We start from the raw sequence: 15,655 nt of genomic DNA on the forward strand, positions 1-15,655 counted from the left end.
TGGCGACGGTCACCACCGTCGGGTACGGTGATCGCTTCCCGGTGACTAGCGAAGGCCGATTGGTCGGCGGGCTGCTCATGTTCAGTGGCGTTGGGTTGTTCAGCACGCTGGCCGGCCTCGTCGCGAGCTGGTTGGTGACCCCACCCCAGCCACCCGGAGACGGTACCCCAGAGAACCGGGCGTCGACGTGACAGTCGGAGTTTGTGGGTGATCAGAGGTGGTCGCCGCGTGACTGACGCCAGGATGGCGCCACGACCTGAAAAAACGTTAGGCGGTTACTGTGCCCGTACTGTGCCCGTCCGTGCTTGATTTGGGCACCGCCGGGGCTTGTGGAAAACCTCCCACTACCAGCCATCATGAGCGCGTAACCCCTTACTGGTGTTAGCGTAAGCTCGACACCCAGGCAGTCGGTGTTTGTCGGTGTTCGACGGGTGAATCGGACTTAAAATCCCTCGGGGGCAACCCCATCCGGGTTCGAGTCCCGGCCCGAGCATTCGAGTTACGCGTTTTGTCCACATGGGATTTTGGGTTACTGTGCCCGTACTGGTGGGTCGGCCGAACGGTCGGTGCGGTCTCATGGTTCGGCGTCAACATTGGGGAGCCGTTCAAGGCGCTGGTGTACGGGGCGCTCCGTTAGGCGGTCTCGGGGACGATCGATGAGTGACACCTGACCAGCAGCCGGAGCGAGACCATGCCCTTCACCCCATGGGGAGCGGGAGGCAGCGACCCTCGTCGCCTGGCACCAGCGGACTGGACGTCAGGGCTCAGGAGAACCCCCGGGAAAGCCGGCGCCGGAAGTGTCATCGCAGGATTCGCGCTGCTCACGGTAGTTGGTCACGGGCCCGGTCGGTGGCGTGGGCTGGAGGACGTCGCGTTTGCGACCCTCGAGTGGGTCAGTTGGTTCAACACGGCCCGCCTGCTGGAGCCGCTGGGGTATCTTCCGCCCGCGGAGTTTGAAGCGCAGTTTCACCGCACCCGCGAGGCGAACGCCCTGGCGGGGGCACTCACATACGAGCTCTCCGGGAAACCCGGGGCGATTCACTCGAGCCAGGCACGGGGTTCCGCTGCCCGTTGCCGGGCTGGGACACGCGCGAAACCCATGTCGTGGTTCGCTCCGGCAGACATGATCTCGGCCGGTGGCTCCGCGAAGACTGCAACATCCGGGTTCATTGTGCGCAATACGTCGGTGGCAGGCCGCCTGTCAGGATCGCCCATGTCTGGCTGATCGCCAACACGATTTTCCACCAGGGTGCCGGCGATGCCCGCCTCGGCGAGATCATTCTCGGCGCCCGCGGCAAGGGCAGGCGGACGCGGGTCCTCTAGGAACCGCCGCGCGTCCGCTGCTCTCAGTCGCTCAGTCGCTCAGGCCTTGGCTGGCGGCATGAGACGAGCCACGATGAGCTTGCTGATCACCATGATCGCGGCACCCGCCGTGACCGCGCCCATGTTGTTGTAGACTGCGGCGAGCGAGGTTCCCGCCGCCGGAATCGCCTCAAGATTCTTCGCAAACATGTTGAGGGCGATCGCTCCGGCGTAAATCCGCACGGAATCCTCCCGCGCCGCATCCCACCCGACGACGAGTCCGACTACCAACAGAATGGCGGCCAACTGCGGGATCGTCACGAAGGCTCCGGCTACACTCGCCAGTACACCGACCCAAACAGCAATCTTTCCTGGGGTCATCTCTTCTCCGACGTTGGGGTTTGCGTGAGCGCTTGTCGCGCTGTAGTGTGTAAAATGTACGGCGTGAACCGGGGCTTGTCAAACGGGGACGGGTGCGACGGCCTCAAAGGCTGCCGCGCTGAGTGTTTGAATCGCCCCGGGATTGCCGGAGACTCCATTCCATGAGAGGTGGGAGTCATGCCACGATCCTCACGGTATCCGCCGGAGGTGCAGGAGCGGGCGGTGCGGTTGGTGCGAGAACAAGCCGGTGCCCATGGGTCGCAGTGGGCGGCGATCAGCTCGATCGCGGGGAAGTTGGGATGTACCGCGGAAACATTGCGTCGGTGGGTTCGGCAGGCTGAGCGTGATGCCGGCCAGCGCTCGGGCCTGACGACCGACGAGCGCACTCGCGTGACGGCGTTGGAGCGCGAAAACCGCGAACTGCGCCGGACGAATGAGATCCTCCGCAAGGCGTCGGCCTATTTTGCCCAGGCGGAGCTCGACCGCCGCGGGACGTGAAGGTGGCGTTCATCGACGCCCACCGCACGACGTACGGAGTCGAGCCGATCTGTGCGGACGGCGACCGATATTTTCGGGCCAGCGACTCCGGAAGGAGCGTCGCCACCAGGGCATCGAGGCCGCTCAGGTCGGCCACCGGGACCTTGAACCGGATCGAAATCGTTTCGAGGATCTGGCGGTTGACGGCGTAGCCCCGGGGCACAACGCCGAGCCCAATGCACTCGCGCTCAACCGACCTTAGTTCGGTAGCCTGGGCCGGGGTGAGCACGCCGGCCGACACCAGCGGCTCGATCAGCCAGAGATCCTGGGGACCCTGGCCGGCCGAGGGAGGCGGGGCCGGCATTTCAGCGGTGATGGATCCGGTCCCCGGGTGGCTCACGAGGTCTTGGCTCGCATAGTTGGTTATTCTTAAGTACTTGATGCAGAACGGTCTAGCTAGCGGCAGCCGAAGCCGACCCCGGAGCCTGATGACCCGCTCGACCTTGATTATCGTCCCGGGAGACAAAAGCATTACCCACCGCGCCCTCCTGCTGGCCGCCATGGCCCGGGGCCCGAGCGTGATCGAGGGGGCGCTGGCCTCGCAGGATGCCCGCTCGACCGCGCGGGTCCTTCGCCAACTGGGGGCCGGCGTCGGCTCGATGGTGGCCGGCCGCCCGCTCACGGTCGTCGGTCGCGGTCGTCTCCGAACTGCCGCCGGCCCGCTCCACTGTGGCAACTCCGGGACTACCGCGCGGCTCTTACTTGGACTGCTCTCGGCTCACCGGTTTTCGACCGCGCTGACCGGCGACCGCTCGCTCCGCCGTCGCCCGATGCGACGGGTCACCGAGCCGCTGTCGCTGATGGGGGCCCGGTTCACGCCGCCTAACGCTGACCGGCTGCCCCTCGAGGTTCGCGGCGGTACCCTCGGCCCCCTCGACTGGGAGTTGCCGGTGTCGAGCGCCCAGCTGAAGAGCGCCTTGCTCTTCGCCGGCGTCGCCGGCAACGTCCGGGTGGCGGTCCGAGAACCGGCCGGGCTCTCCCGGGACCATACCGAACGAATGCTCGAGGGCCTCGGCTTTCCGATCGGAACCGAAGGAGGCTGGATCGTGCTGCGCGGCGGTGGTCCGGTGCCTCCCTTCGAAATGACGGTCCCCGGCGATCCGAGCTCGGCGGCCTTCCTGATCGGCGCCGGCCTGATTGGCAAGCGGGCGGTGACGGTGGGTCGCGTCGGCCTCAACCCGACCCGGCTGGGGTACCTCGAGGTGCTCCGTCGGATGGGCGCCCGGGTCACCGTGTCGGTCGAAGGCCAAACCCTCGGCGAGCCGTTCGGCACCATTCACGCCGAGCCCGGCGAGCTCCGCGGAACGGTGGTCGGGGCCGAGGAGATTCCCCGGTTGATCGATGAAGTGCCGTTGCTGGCGGCCCTGGCCGCCCGGGCGGAAGGGGCGACCCGATTCGACCAAGTCGGCGAACTCCGGGTCAAGGAGAGTGACCGTTTGGCGCAGATTGCCGGCAATCTCACGACCCTCGGGTACCGTGCCACCGGGGTAGGGAACACCCTGACCGTTCACGGCAGCGACCACCCACCCCGCGGGCGGGTCACCACCGACGGCGACCACCGGATCGCGATGGCCTTCGCGGTGCTCGGCACGGTGCCGGGTGCCCGGGTCGTCCTCGACGACCGCGACTGCGTCGCGGTGAGCTTCCCCGGCTTTTTCACCACGTTGGACCGGGCCAGAGGACGCCGATGAGCCGCGTCATCGCGATCGACGGGCCGGCCGCCTCCGGAAAGTCCTCGACGGCGGCCGCGGTGGCCAAGGCCCTAGGCGCGCTCCACCTCGACTCCGGCGCCCTCTATCGGGGGCTGACTCGGGTGGCGCTCGATGAGGGAACGACTGATCCGGACGGCGTGCTCGAAGCGGCCGCCCGGCGCCAGTTGGTGCTCCGCCTCGACGGCGCCGAAATCGCCCCCTACCTCGACGGGGCGCCTGCGGAGCCGCTGATTCGCTCGCCTGAGGTAACGGCCGGAGTGTCCGAGATCGCGGCCATTGGCCCCTGCCGCGACTGGGTCAACGCCAGGCTTCGGGCCGCCGGGGGCGGTGACCGAGTCTTGGTCCTCGATGGCCGGGACATCGGCACTGCGGTCTTCCCGGACGCCCGGCTCAAGGTGTTCCTGACCGCTTCTCCCGAATCCCGGGCCCGACGCCGGCTGGCCCAACGGGGTGAACTGTTCGACGCCCAGAGCGTAGCTCGCGAAACGGCCTCTTTGGCTGCCCGGGACGCCACCGATTCGAGTCGCCCGATCGCTCCGCTCCGCCAGGCCGACGATGCCGTCGAAGTCGACACCACCCACCTGACCTTTCGTGCCCAGGTCGACCTGATCGTCGGCCTTGCCGCTAAGGTCTTGTCCTAGATCGACTTCCGCTCTATAATACCCGGCTATTCCCGACGCGCTCCGAGTGGCGTTCGGGGCAACCACCACCCTTATCCGGGCCCAGGCGTTTGTCTGGCGGGCCCCGCGAGTCTCCTCCTATGTCCAAGCGCACCAAAGGCGCGTCGCAGTTTGCCACCGCCACCGGGCTTCGGGTCCGGACCGACCTGTACGACGAGACCTATTCCGACTCCGACTACGAAACCATGCTCTCGATGTACGAGGGCACGATGGCGCAGATCGTCGAGGGCGAGATCGTCAAGTCGAAGGTTCTCCGGATCACCGACAACGCGGTCATCCTCGACGTCGGCTTCAAGTCCGAGGGGTCGGTACCCCTCGATGAATTCAAAGAACCGCCGCAAGTCGGCGAAGAAGTCGAGGTCTTCCTCGAGCATCTCGAGGACCAAGAAGGCGCCGTCGTGTTGTCGAAGAAGAAGGCCGACTTCATGCGGGTCTGGGAAAAGATCCGAGTGGCCCACGAGAGCGACCAGCCGGTGCAGGGAACCTTGATGAAGAAGATCAAGGGCGGCGTGGTGGTCAACGTGATGGGTGTCGACGCCTTCTTGCCGGGATCGCAGATCGCCCTTCGCCGGGTGCCGAACATTGACGAACTCCTCGGCCAGGACTTCGAGTTCAAGATCATCAAGCTCAACAAGCGGCGGCGGAACATCGTCGTGTCGCGCCGGGTCATCCTCGAGAACGAGCGGGCCAGCAAGCGCGAGCACCTGATGAAGGAGCTCCAGCCCCAGCAGGTCCGGAAAGGCATCGTCAAGAACATCACCGACTTCGGCGCGTTCATCGATCTCGGCGGAGTCGACGGCCTTCTCCACATCACCGATATGTCCTACGGGCGGGTGTCGCATCCAACCGAGTTGGTCCACATCGGCGCCGAAATCGACGTCAAGATTCTCGACATTGATTGGCAGCGCGAGCGGATTTCGCTCGGTATGAAGCAGCTCCAGCCGTATCCGTGGAAGGACATTGCCGAGAAATATCCGGTCGGCACCCGGGTCCAGGGCAAGGTCGTGTCGATCACCAATTATGGTGCGTTCATCGAACTCGAGGCGGGCATCGAGGGCTTGGTCCACATCTCGGAAATGAGCTGGACCCGGAACGTCCGCCACCCGTCAAAGATCGTGTCGATCGGCGAGACGATCGAGGCCGTGGTGCTCAAGGTCGACGAGACCGAGGAGAAGATCTCGCTCGGGATGAAGCAGACCGAACAGGATCCGTGGATGATTCTGCCGCAGCGGTATCCGGTCGGCACCCGGCTCGCCGGCAAGGTTCGCAACTTGACCAGCTTCGGGGCCTTTGTCGAAATCGAAGTCGGGATCGACGGCCTGATCCACATCTCCGATATGTCCTGGACCAAACGGGTCCAGCACCCGTCGGAAGTGGTCAAGAAGGGCGATGCCGTCGACGTCGTGGTGCTCAATATCGATGCCGAGAACAAGCGGATTTCTCTTGGACTCAAGCAGGCCGAGGAAGATCCGTGGCTCAAGATCAGTGAGAACCTGCCGGTCGGCACCATGATTCGGGGCCGGATCGTCCGGATGATGGACAAGGGCGTGGTCGTCGATTTGGGGAACGACCTCGAGGGCTTCGCCCCGATGTCGCAGCTCCTGTTCCCCGACGTCCAGAACCCGGCCGATGTGGTCAAGGAAAATCAGGTCGCCGACGTCGAGGTTCTCGAAGTCGACCCGATCCATCATCGGATCGTCGTGGCCGTCAAGGAGTACACCGACGACGAAACCGGCGCGCCGCCGAAGCAGGCGCCGTTGCCGCCCATCACCGATTCTGAGATGTAGGGCCCGGCACTCGGCACTTGGCACTCGGCGGGCGGCGTGCAGGTGGGCGCCGCCCGTTGGGCGTTCGGGGGCCTTTCCTTTCCACGATGCGTTGGGGCGCTTTACTTTCTTGCTATGACTAAGTCTCGGCAGTTGCTCGAGGATCTGCACCGCCGCCAGTCGGCCGCGGAAATGGGCGGCGGAGCTGCCCGGATTGCCCAGCAGCACAAGAAGGGCAAGCTCACCGCGCGGGAGCGGCTCGATCTTTTGCTCGACGAGGGGAGTTTCGTCGAGCTCGACCGCTTCGTTACCCACCGGGCCACCGACTTCGGCTTGGCCGATCAGGTGGTCCCCGGCGACGGGGTGGTCACCGGGCACGGCCGGATCGACGGCCGGCTCGTCTATGTGTTTTCCCAAGACTTCACGGTGTTCGGCGGCTCGCTGTCCGAGACCCACGCCGAGAAGATCTGCAAAGTCATGGATCTCGCGGTTCGAAACGGCGCGCCGGTCATCGGCCTCAACGATTCCGGGGGAGCCCGGATTCAGGAGGGCGTCGCGTCGTTGGGCGGGTACGCCGACATCTTCCTGCGGAACACCCTGGCGTCGGGCGTGGTGCCGCAAATTTCCGCCATTCTCGGGCCCTGTGCCGGTGGGGCGGTCTACAGCCCCGCCATCACCGACTTCATCTTCATGGTGCGGGGCGTGAGTTACATGTTCGTCACCGGCCCGAACGTGGTGAAGACGGTTACCCACGAGGAAGTGACGTTCGAAGACTTGGGTGGCGCCGACATCCACGGTGAAGTGTCGGGCATTGCCCACCGGGTGGCGTTGTCGGAACCGGAGTGCTTGGCCTCGATTCGCGAACTGGTCGGTTTCCTGCCATCCAACAACCTCGACGACCCGCCCAACCGGCCCACCGACGATCCCGACGACCGGCGAGAGCAATCGTTGCTCGACGTCATTCCGGAATCGCCGGCCAGTCCCTACGACATGCATGAGGTCATCCGGGCTATCGTCGACCACGGGCAGTTCTTTGAGATCGCTGGGGGATTTGCCGGCAATATTCTGGTGGGCTTTGCCCGGCTGGGTGGTCGGTCGGTTGGGATCATCGCGAACCAACCGGCAGTGCTGGCCGGTGTCCTCGATATCAACAGCTCCACCAAAGCGGCTCGCTTCGTCCGGTTCTGTGATGCCTTCAATATCCCGATTATCACGTTGGTCGATGTACCCGGGTTTCTGCCGGGCGTGGCGCAGGAACACGGCGGGATCATCCGGCACGGGGCTAAGCTCCTCTACGCCTATTGCGAGGCCACGGTGCCGAAGTTGACGGTCATTACCCGGAAGGCCTATGGGGGCGCCTACGACGTGATGAACTCGAAACACATCCGGGCCGACCTCAACTTGGCGTGGCCCACCGCGGAAATCGCCGTGATGGGCCCGAAGGGGGCGGTTGAAATTCTGTTCAAGGACGAGATCGCCAAGGCCGCCGATCCGGCCGCCGAAACCCAGAAAAAGATCGCCGAATACACCGCGACCTTCGCGAATCCGTACAAAGCCGCGGCCCGGGGGTTCGTCGACGACGTGATCGACCCCCGCGATACCAGGCCCCGCTTGATCGATGCGCTGCGGGTCCTCGCGACCAAACGCGACCGCAATCCCCCGAAAAAGCATGGCAACATTCCCCTGTGACCGGCCAACCGATGCAGATCACCAGGGTGTTGGTTGCCAACCGGGGCGAGATCGCGCTCCGGATCATTCGCGCCTGTCACGAAGAAGGTCTCGAGGCCGTGGCCGTGTACTCCGATGCCGACCGGTCCACGCCGTACGTCCGAGCCGCCGACGCCGCCGTCCCGATCGGACCGGCGCCAGCGGCGCAGAGCTACCTGCTGATCGATCGGATCATTGAGGCGGCCAAGGCCTCCGGGGCCCAAGCGATTCACCCGGGGTTTGGCTTCTTGTCGGAGCGGGCGGCCTTTGCCCAGGCGGTGGCGGATGCCGGCCTGGTGTTCATTGGTCCGCCGGCCAGCGCCATCCGGGCCATGGGCGACAAGACCGAAGCCCGCCGCCGGATGGAGGCCGCCGGGGTCCCGGTCGTGCCCGGCGCCATGGCGGCTCTCGAAGACTCGGTCGTCGCCGCGGAGCTCGCCAAGGTGTTAGGCTATCCTGTCTTGGTCAAAGCGGCTGCGGGCGGCGGCGGCAAGGGGATGCGGGTGGTCCGCGCCGAGTCCGAACTGGCCGGGGCGCTCACCTCGGCCGCCTCCGAGGCCCTGAAGGCATTCGGCGATGCGGCGGTGTACCTCGAAAAGTTCATCGAACGCCCCCGCCACGTTGAAATCCAGGTCCTGGCCGACCACGAGCGGACTATCCATCTGGGCGAACGCGAGTGCTCGGTCCAACGCCGGCACCAGAAACTGTTGGAGGAGGCCCCGAGCGTGGCGGTCGATCCCGCCCTGCGGGAGCGGATGGGAACCGCGGCGGTGGCGGCGGCCAAAGCGGTCGGCTACCGAAGTGCCGGCACTTGCGAGTTTCTGCTGGCCGCGGACGGGTCGTTCTATTTCCTCGAGATGAACACCCGAATTCAAGTCGAACACCCCGTCACCGAATTGGTGTATGGCGTTGATCTGGTGCGCCAGCAACTCCGGATTGCCCGGGGTCTCCCGATGACCGTGGCGGCCGGCCCCCTGATGCCGCGGGGCTGGTCCATGGAATGCCGGATTACCAGCGAGGATCCCTCCAATGGATTCCTGCCGTCGACCGGGAGGATTTCTTACCTCCGGGCCCCGGCCGGTCCCGGAATCCGGTGGGACAGCGGGGTCGAGACCGGTGACGAGGTCACGCTCTATTACGACTCGATGCTGGCCAAGCTGATCGTCCACGGCGCCGATCGCGAGGACGCCATCGTCCGGATGGAACGCGCCCTCCGGGAGTTGGTCGTCGTCGGGGTCGCCACCAACCAGTCGTTCCACCTCCGGCTGTTGGCCGACCCGGAGTTTCGGGCCGGCCGGATCGACATTCAGTTCCTCGAACGGCGCCCGGATTTGGCGCTCTCGGCACCAACCGACGACACCATCGGCCGTCTGGCGGTGGCGGCCGCGCTCGCGGAGCATGACCGACGGCAACAGCAGAAGCCCGCGGTGTCGGTCGATGGCCAGGGCCGGAGCCTGTGGTCGGCCGCCGGTCGTCGCGAGGGGCTGCGGTAGGTCGTGGAAGAGGTCGTCCGAATCGAACGGATCGCCGCGGGCGGCGACGGGGTCGGGCATCTGGCCGACGGCCGGGCCGTCTTCGTGCCGCGGGCGGCCGCGGGCGATCTGGCCCTGATCTCCATTACCAGGCAGGCCACCCGATTCGCCCGGGCAAGAATCCGGGAGTTGGTCGAGCCGGGGCCGGACCGGATCGAGCCGCTCTGCAGCCACTATCGGGATGATGACTGCGGCGGCTGCCAACTCCAGCATTTGAACGCCGCGAGCCAGCGGGAGGCCCGGCGGCGGATTGCCGGGGACGCGCTCCGCCGGATCGGCAAACAAACGGTCGAGGATCCGGTCCTCACCCCCGCCGCCGCGGATTGGGGCTATCGGACCAAGATCACCCTGACGCGCGGAACCAGCGGCCGGCTGGGGTTCCACCGGGTCGACCGCCCCGACAGCGTTTTCCCGCTCGATCGCTGCCCGGTGGCCGCCCCGGGAGTCAACGACCTCTGGGTTCGGTTTCGCCAATCGCGGGGCTTGTGGCCCGCCTCCCTGGCCCGGGTCGTTCTCCGGTTGGACCGAACCGGCGGCGAGCACGTGATCATCGAAACCGGTGAGGGCCCGATCTGGACCGGCGGCAAGACGCTCCAGGCGGCCGTCCGCCGGGCCGCATCGCTCACCGTGTGGTGGCGCCCGTTTGAGGGCGCCGTCCGGGCGGTCGGCGGATCCGACACGGCCTACCCGGCCGCCGCGTTTGAACAGATCAACCCGGCCATGGGCGACCAGGTCCGGGCCGCCGCCATCGCGGCGTTAGGCAACGTGACCGGCCAACGAATCTGGGATCTCTATGCCGGTATCGGCGAAACCTCGGCGCTGCTGGCGGAACGCGGCGCCCGGGTCCAAAGCGTCGAGTGGGACCGCCGGGCCGTCGAAGAAGCCGAACGCCGGCACCGCGAAGCCGGCCTGACCGTCGACCGGGTCGTCGGGAGCGTCGAAGCCGCCGTGGCCTCGCTCGGCCACCCCGACCAAGTCATCACCAACCCCCCCCGGACCGGCATGGACCCCCGCGTGATCGAAGCCCTCAAAACCCGCGCCCCCGCCCGAATCGTCTACATCTCCTGCGACCCCGCCACCCTCGCCCGCGACATCGCCCGTCTCGCCTCGAGTGCCGAGTTCCGAGTGCTGAGTGCCGAGTGTTACGACCTCTTTCCCCAAACCGCCCACGTCGAATCCGTGGCCGTGCTGGAGCGAGTATGAAATACGTGGTGACCATCGCCGGGCACCAGGTTGACGTCGACATCGACGGGGAGCAGGTCCTCGTGAACGGTACGCCCCACCATGCCGAGCTTCGCCCCGTGTTCGGCACCCCGGTCATGAATCTCCTGCTCGACGGCCAATCGTGGATCATCCCGATGGAAGCCACCGGCCGCGGCACCTGGGCCATTCAACGGCGCGGTGATCGGTTCGATGTCGAGGTCGTCGACGAGCGGACTCGGTACATCCGGTCCCTGGTGGGAGAGGGCCGCGCCAACCTCGGGCCCGCCGCCCAAAACGCCCCGATGCCAGGCCTCGTTGTCAAGGTTCAAGTTGAGGTTGGGCAAGAGGTTACCGCCGGACAGCCGGTCCTGGTGCTCGAGGCGATGAAGATGGAGAACGAGCTCAAAGCGGCCGGCCCTGGTGTCGTCGACCAGATTCTCGTCAAGCCCGGGCAAGCGGTCGAGAAGGGGGCCGTCCTGGTCACCTTCCGGCCCCTCCAGACCGCCTGACCGATCCGGTCTTCGGATCGGGAACTCTTGACCTAAGTCCGTATCAGGCGCTATTATCCGCAGCTCCGCCACACGGCGGATTTCACGCTATTTCGGGAAGTCTCAGGGCCATGAAGACCTTTTCGGCCAGGACCCAGGATGCCAGCCACGATTGGCACGTCGTCGACGCGAGCGGAGTTCCGCTTGGTCGGTTGGCGAGCATGGTCGCTCAGCTCATTCGCGGGAAGCATAAGCCCACCTTTACGCCGCATATCGACGGGGGCGACTTCGTCGTCGTCGTCAACGCCGACAAGGTGAAGTTCACGGGCAACAAGCTCGAGAACCGGCAGATCTTTCGCCACACCGGCTACATGGGCCACGAGCGGTTTACTCCGCTCAAGGTCATGATGGCCAAGCATCCGGACCGGGTCATTGAAAAGGCCGTGTTCGGCATGCTGCCCAAGAATTCGCTCTCCAAGCAGCGGCTTCGCACCAAGCTCAAAGTCTACGCCGGCGAAACCCATCCGCACGCCGCGCAGGCTCCGAAGGCCTTTCTGATCAAGGTGACTGCATGACTCCGACTCCCGAACTTCGCTGGCACGGCGTCGGTCGCCGCAAGACCAGTGTCGCCCGCGTGTATTTGAAGCCCGGCACCGGGAAGTGGGAGGTCAACGGCCGGACGTTAGGCGATTACTTCCCGCGTCCGTCGCTGGTCCAGCACATCCAGCAGCCGTTCTCGGCCACCGACACCCTCGGCGCGTTCGACGTCATGGCCCACTGTGACGGCGGCGGCGTCACTGGCCAGGCCGGCGCCATGCGGCTCGGGATTGCCCGCGCCCTGCTCGCCGTCGACGGCGTCCATCGCACGAAACTCCGGGCCGGCGGGCTGCTGACCCGGGACGCCCGGGCCGTTGAACGCAAGAAGCCCGGCCGCCCCGGCGCCCGGAAGCGGTTCCAGTTCAGTAAGCGATAACAGCTCGGCACTCGGGGCTCGGCACTCGGCTCATTCCGCCGAGTGCCGAGCCCCGAGTGCCGAGAACCCCACACATCGCCGGATCGGTTGCGGGGTGCCCCTCAGGGGTTCGCGGCCGAAACGATGGCGGTGGCGGATCAACCCAACCATTTGGAAGGAATTCGGTACTTCGCATGGCATTGCCGCAACTGCAGGAACTGCTCGAAGCGGGCGTTCATTTCGGTCACCAGACCCGGCGCTGGAACCCCAAGATGCGCCGGTTCATCTTCGCCGAACGATCGGGCATCTACCTCATTGACCTTCAGAAGACCCAGGCCCAGATCGCCAAGGCCCAGGAGCTTTTGCGCGGGGTCGTCATGAAGGGCGACAGCGTGCTGTTCGTGTGCACCAAGAAGCAGCTCAAGGCGCTGGTCCAGACCGACGCCGTGGCCTGCGGTGCGCTCTACGTGACCGAACGGTGGTTGGGCGGCACCTTGACCAACTTCCAGACCATCAAGAAGCAGATTCGTCGCCTCCGCGAGCTCGAGCAGGGCGCGTCGGACGGTGACTTCGACAACTATACCAAGAAGGAAAAGCTCCTGTTCGAACGGGAGCGGGTCAAGTTGTCGCGGTATCTCGAAGGCGTGAAGAACATGAGCCGCCTTCCAGGTGCCCTCTTCGTCGTCGACGCCAAGAAGGAGCGGATCGCCATCCTCGAAGCCAACAAGCTTGGGATCCCGGTCGTGGCAATTGTCGACACCAATGCCGACCCCGACGTCATCACCATCCCGATTCCCGGCAACGACGACGCCATTCGGTCGGTCGGATTGATCACCCAGGCCCTCGCGGACATTCTCCGCGAAGCCCGGGTGGCTGCCCCGGCCCGAGAGGGAGGCGAGGACGGTGACGCCCAGACCTACAGCACCGGCGAAGGAACCGAGGGCGATGCCGACGACCGGCGCCGCCGCCGATCGGCCGGGACGGCCGCTCCGGCTGCCGCGGCTCCCGGTGGCGCCCCGGGTGGGGCGGCCGCCGCGGCCCGCAAGCGCCGGCCGAAGCCGGAAGCCATCGCGGCCCGCCTCAAGACCGAGGCTGACCCGCCGGTCGAAGGGTAAGGGACATCGCTCGGTTTGTCGGGTTCGGAAGAGGCACCCCGCCGCGCAATGACCCTTGGGTTGTTCGCGGCGGCATCGTAATCAGGACGTGACCCGGCACGATGCCGGATCCGGTCGAAGACAAACATCTCAACGAATGCTTGGCGGTCATGAGCTATAAGGCGAATTCCAAAGACATCAGTGAACTCCGGGCCCGCACCGGCGCCGGGATCGGCGATTGCAAGGCGGCGCTCGAAGAGTCAGAGGGCAATATGGAGAAGGCCGGCGAGTCGCTCCGCAAGAGAGGCATCGCCAAAGCGGAGAAGCGGGCCGGCCGGACGGCTACCCAGGGACTCGTGGTCATCGAGTTGGCGGCCAATGGAGCCTCCGGCGGGATGGTTGAGCTCAACTGCGAGACCGATTTCGTGGCCAAGACCGATGACTTCCTGGGGCTTGCCAAGGACCTCGGCACCCACGTGGCGGAGCATGCCCCGGACGGCATTGGCGTCGCCGGTTCGATCGACGCCCAGCCGTTCCGGGATAGTACGGTCTCGGTCGCCGTCAAGACGGTTTCCGGGAAGACCGGCGAGGCGATGACGTTGGCTCGGTTTGCCCGGTTCTCGGAGGCGCACGGCGTCGTGGTGTCCTATCTCCACCACAATGGCCAGGTGGGCGTGTTGCTCGACGTCGAAGGCTCCGCCGGCGAGGCGCTGACCACCCTGGCCAAGGATGTGGCGCTGCACATCGCCTCCGCCGATCCGATGGGCATCTCGGACGCCGATATCCCGGCGGAGGTGCTGGGACGCGAGCGCCGGATCTTCGAGGAGCAGGTGGCGGCTGAGGGCAAGCCGGAGGCCATTCGAGGCAAGATCGTCGATGGCAAGCTCCGGAAGTTCGTCGCCGAGCGGACCCTGACGGGACAGCCGTTCGTGAAGGACGAGAGCCAGACGGTCGGCGAAATGATTCAGGCCGTCGCCAAGCAGCTCGGCGGGACGATCGTCGTCAAGCGGTTTGCCCGGTTCAAGGTGGGAGAAGGCTGATGGCGTTGGCCTACCGCCGGGCTCTCCTCAAGATCTCGGGAGAAGCTCTGGCAGGCGATCGCGGCCAGGGCCTCGACTATGGCGTCGTCGAGGGCTTGGCCGGCCAGATCAAGGGCGTCCACGCTCAGGGTATTCACGTCGGGCTCGTGGTCGGCGGCGGCAACATCGTTCGGGGCACCCACGCCAGCAAAGAGGGGCTCGATCGGGTCAACGCCGACTATATGGGCATGTTGGCCACCGTGATCAACGCCTTGGCGCTTCAGGATATCTTGGAGAAAATGGGCGTCCAGACTCGGGTCATGACGGCAATCCGGATGGAATCGCTGGCCGAGCCGTATATTCGCCGGCGGGCCGTTCGGCATCTCGAAAAGGGCCGGTTGGTCATCTTCGCCGGCGGAACCGGGAATCCGTTCTTCTCGACCGACACGGCGGCCGTGCTCCGCGCCCTCGAAATCGAAGCCGAGGTTATTCTCAAAGCCACCGGCGTTGACGGGATCTACACCGGCGACCCGAAAAAAGATCCCAACGCGACCTTCATCCCAGAGCTGTCGTTTCAAGAGGCGATCGTGAACGGCTACGCGGTCATGGATGCGAACGCATTCGGTCTCTGTAAGGACAACAAGTTGCCGATCGTGGTGTTCAACATCAACAAACCCGGTGCCATCGCTCGGGTCCTCTCGGGCGAGCGGGTTGGGACAATCGTGCGATGAGTACCATCCCGGATTTCGTGAAGCATGCCAAGGAAGGCATGCAAAAGGCCGTCGAGAACGCCAAGAAGGAGTTCACCGGCATTCGGAGCGGCAGGGCCAGCACCCATTTGCTCGATGGGGTTCGAGTCGAGGCTTACGGCGGGCATGTCCCGATGAACCAGGTCGGACTGGTGTCGGCGCCGGAGCCCCGGATGCTGACCGTCCAGCCGTTCGACAAGTCGCTGATCATCGCGATCGAAAAGGCGATCCGGGAGTCGCAGCTCGGGCTCAACCCATCGACCCAGGGCAACCTGATCCGGATTCCGATTCCCGCGCTGTCGGAAGAACGGCGGAAGGACCTGGTCAAGGTCATTCATAAGTTGGCCGAAGAGGCTCGGGTGGCGATTCGCCACGCCCGGACCGAGGCGCTTCAGAAGGTCAAGAAGATCGAGCGCGTCTCCGAGGACGAGAAGTCCCGAGCTGAAAAAGACGTCCAAAAAATTACGGACGAGCATACCAAACTGATCGATCAGCTGATTCATACCAAAGAAGCGGAGATCATGGAGGTTTGA

Annotated in this window: 16 protein-coding genes and 1 pseudogene; 16 read left to right on the forward strand and 1 reads right to left on the reverse strand. The window is 65.5% G+C overall.

Features of this window, described 5'->3' with window-relative positions; genetic code table 11:
* Both EXR94_04255 and EXR94_04260 read left to right on the forward strand, forming a co-directional pair.
* A partial coding sequence (locus EXR94_04255) for a two pore domain potassium channel family protein (GenBank protein ID MSR01940.1) occupies nucleotides 1–191 on the forward strand: 191 nt, incomplete at its 5' end.
* Between the two features lie 817 nt (nucleotides 192–1,008).
* Nucleotides 1,009–1,323 (forward strand): DUF3047 domain-containing protein, encoded by a 315-nt coding sequence (locus EXR94_04260; protein ID MSR01941.1) that lies wholly within the window; start codon nucleotides 1,009–1,011, stop codon nucleotides 1,321–1,323.
* A gap of 39 nt (nucleotides 1,324–1,362) precedes the next feature.
* Here EXR94_04260 and EXR94_04265 read toward each other — a convergent pair whose 3' ends face one another.
* A complete protein-coding gene (locus EXR94_04265; protein ID MSR01942.1) occupies nucleotides 1,363–1,623 on the reverse strand; it encodes a hypothetical protein in 261 nt (86 codons plus the stop codon).
* A gap of 237 nt (nucleotides 1,624–1,860) precedes the next feature.
* On the opposite strand from EXR94_04265, the pseudogene EXR94_04270 reads away from it, so the two are divergent.
* The 14 genes and pseudogenes from EXR94_04270 (at nucleotide 1,861) to EXR94_04335 (ending at nucleotide 15,655) form a co-directional block, all read left to right on the forward strand.
* Nucleotides 1,861–2,234, forward strand: a pseudogene (locus EXR94_04270) (IS3 family transposase).
* 366 nt (nucleotides 2,235–2,600) lie between these two features.
* Nucleotides 2,601–3,911, forward strand: a complete 1,311-nt coding sequence (gene aroA / locus EXR94_04275; GenBank protein MSR01943.1) for a 3-phosphoshikimate 1-carboxyvinyltransferase — start codon at nucleotides 2,601–2,603, stop codon at nucleotides 3,909–3,911.
* Complete coding sequence (gene cmk / locus EXR94_04280) at nucleotides 3,908–4,573, forward strand: (d)CMP kinase (GenBank protein ID MSR01944.1); 666 nt, start codon at nucleotides 3,908–3,910, stop codon at nucleotides 4,571–4,573. The genes aroA and cmk overlap by 4 nt, the downstream gene beginning before the upstream one ends.
* 119 nt (nucleotides 4,574–4,692) lie before the next feature.
* The gene (locus tag EXR94_04285; protein ID MSR01945.1) at nucleotides 4,693–6,399 is read left to right on the forward strand and encodes a 30S ribosomal protein S1; all 1,707 of its coding nucleotides are present in this window, start codon (nucleotides 4,693–4,695) and stop codon (nucleotides 6,397–6,399) included.
* A gap of 114 nt (nucleotides 6,400–6,513) precedes the next feature.
* Nucleotides 6,514–8,067, forward strand: coding sequence for an acyl-CoA carboxylase subunit beta (locus EXR94_04290; protein MSR01946.1), 1,554 nt, complete (start codon nucleotides 6,514–6,516; stop codon nucleotides 8,065–8,067).
* An 11-nt stretch (nucleotides 8,068–8,078) separates the two neighbouring features.
* On the forward strand, nucleotides 8,079–9,578 hold the full coding sequence (locus EXR94_04295; GenBank protein ID MSR01947.1) for an acetyl-CoA carboxylase biotin carboxylase subunit: 1,500 nt from the start codon (nucleotides 8,079–8,081) through the stop codon (nucleotides 9,576–9,578).
* 3 nt (nucleotides 9,579–9,581) lie between these two features.
* Nucleotides 9,582–10,820 (forward strand): class I SAM-dependent RNA methyltransferase, encoded by a 1,239-nt coding sequence (locus tag EXR94_04300; GenBank protein ID MSR01948.1) that lies wholly within the window; start codon nucleotides 9,582–9,584, stop codon nucleotides 10,818–10,820.
* Nucleotides 10,817–11,329: an acetyl-CoA carboxylase biotin carboxyl carrier protein subunit gene (locus EXR94_04305; protein ID MSR01949.1), complete on the forward strand. Its 513-nt coding sequence runs from the start codon at nucleotides 10,817–10,819 to the stop codon at nucleotides 11,327–11,329. The genes EXR94_04300 and EXR94_04305 overlap by 4 nt, the downstream gene beginning before the upstream one ends.
* A gap of 110 nt (nucleotides 11,330–11,439) precedes the next feature.
* The gene (locus EXR94_04310) at nucleotides 11,440–11,883 is read left to right on the forward strand and encodes a 50S ribosomal protein L13 (GenBank protein MSR01950.1); all 444 of its coding nucleotides are present in this window, start codon (nucleotides 11,440–11,442) and stop codon (nucleotides 11,881–11,883) included.
* The gene (locus EXR94_04315) at nucleotides 11,880–12,281 is read left to right on the forward strand and encodes a 30S ribosomal protein S9 (GenBank protein MSR01951.1); all 402 of its coding nucleotides are present in this window, start codon (nucleotides 11,880–11,882) and stop codon (nucleotides 12,279–12,281) included. Before EXR94_04310 ends, EXR94_04315 begins: the two co-directional genes overlap by 4 nt.
* 173 nt (nucleotides 12,282–12,454) lie before the next feature.
* A complete protein-coding gene (rpsB, locus tag EXR94_04320) occupies nucleotides 12,455–13,375 on the forward strand; it encodes a 30S ribosomal protein S2 (GenBank protein MSR01952.1) in 921 nt (306 codons plus the stop codon).
* 101 nt (nucleotides 13,376–13,476) lie between these two features.
* Nucleotides 13,477–14,394 (forward strand): translation elongation factor Ts, encoded by a 918-nt coding sequence (gene tsf / locus EXR94_04325; protein MSR01953.1) that lies wholly within the window; start codon nucleotides 13,477–13,479, stop codon nucleotides 14,392–14,394.
* Nucleotides 14,394–15,104 (forward strand): UMP kinase, encoded by a 711-nt coding sequence (locus tag EXR94_04330; protein ID MSR01954.1) that lies wholly within the window; start codon nucleotides 14,394–14,396, stop codon nucleotides 15,102–15,104. The genes tsf and EXR94_04330 overlap by 1 nt, the downstream gene beginning before the upstream one ends.
* Entirely contained in the window at nucleotides 15,101–15,655 is a 555-nt protein-coding gene (locus EXR94_04335; GenBank protein MSR01955.1) for a ribosome recycling factor, read from the forward strand. The genes EXR94_04330 and EXR94_04335 overlap by 4 nt, the downstream gene beginning before the upstream one ends.

This window comes from Gemmatimonadota bacterium, assembly GCA_009692115.1.
Classification (GTDB): Bacteria; Gemmatimonadota; Gemmatimonadetes; order Gemmatimonadales; family GWC2-71-9; genus SHZU01.

Bases quoted from the DNA above. Each gene is read 5' to 3' on its own strand.
- aroA (MSR01943.1), top strand. From the start codon at position 2,601: ATGCAGAACGGTCTAGCTAGCGGCAGCCGAAGCCGACCCCGGAGCCTG.
- cmk (MSR01944.1), top strand. From the start codon at position 3,908: ATGAGCCGCGTCATCGCGATCGACGGGCCGGCCGCCTCCGGAAAGTCC.
- EXR94_04285 (MSR01945.1), top strand. From the start codon at position 4,693: ATGTCCAAGCGCACCAAAGGCGCGTCGCAGTTTGCCACCGCCACCGGG.
- EXR94_04290 (MSR01946.1), top strand. From the start codon at position 6,514: ATGACTAAGTCTCGGCAGTTGCTCGAGGATCTGCACCGCCGCCAGTCG.
- EXR94_04295 (MSR01947.1), top strand. From the start codon at position 8,079: ATGCAGATCACCAGGGTGTTGGTTGCCAACCGGGGCGAGATCGCGCTC.
- EXR94_04305 (MSR01949.1), top strand. From the start codon at position 10,817: ATGAAATACGTGGTGACCATCGCCGGGCACCAGGTTGACGTCGACATC.
- EXR94_04310 (MSR01950.1), top strand. From the start codon at position 11,440: ATGAAGACCTTTTCGGCCAGGACCCAGGATGCCAGCCACGATTGGCAC.
- EXR94_04315 (MSR01951.1), top strand. From the start codon at position 11,880: ATGACTCCGACTCCCGAACTTCGCTGGCACGGCGTCGGTCGCCGCAAG.
- rpsB (MSR01952.1), top strand. From the start codon at position 12,455: ATGGCATTGCCGCAACTGCAGGAACTGCTCGAAGCGGGCGTTCATTTC.
- tsf (MSR01953.1), top strand. From the start codon at position 13,477: ATGCCGGATCCGGTCGAAGACAAACATCTCAACGAATGCTTGGCGGTC.
- EXR94_04330 (MSR01954.1), top strand. From the start codon at position 14,394: ATGGCGTTGGCCTACCGCCGGGCTCTCCTCAAGATCTCGGGAGAAGCT.
- EXR94_04335 (MSR01955.1), top strand. From the start codon at position 15,101: ATGAGTACCATCCCGGATTTCGTGAAGCATGCCAAGGAAGGCATGCAA.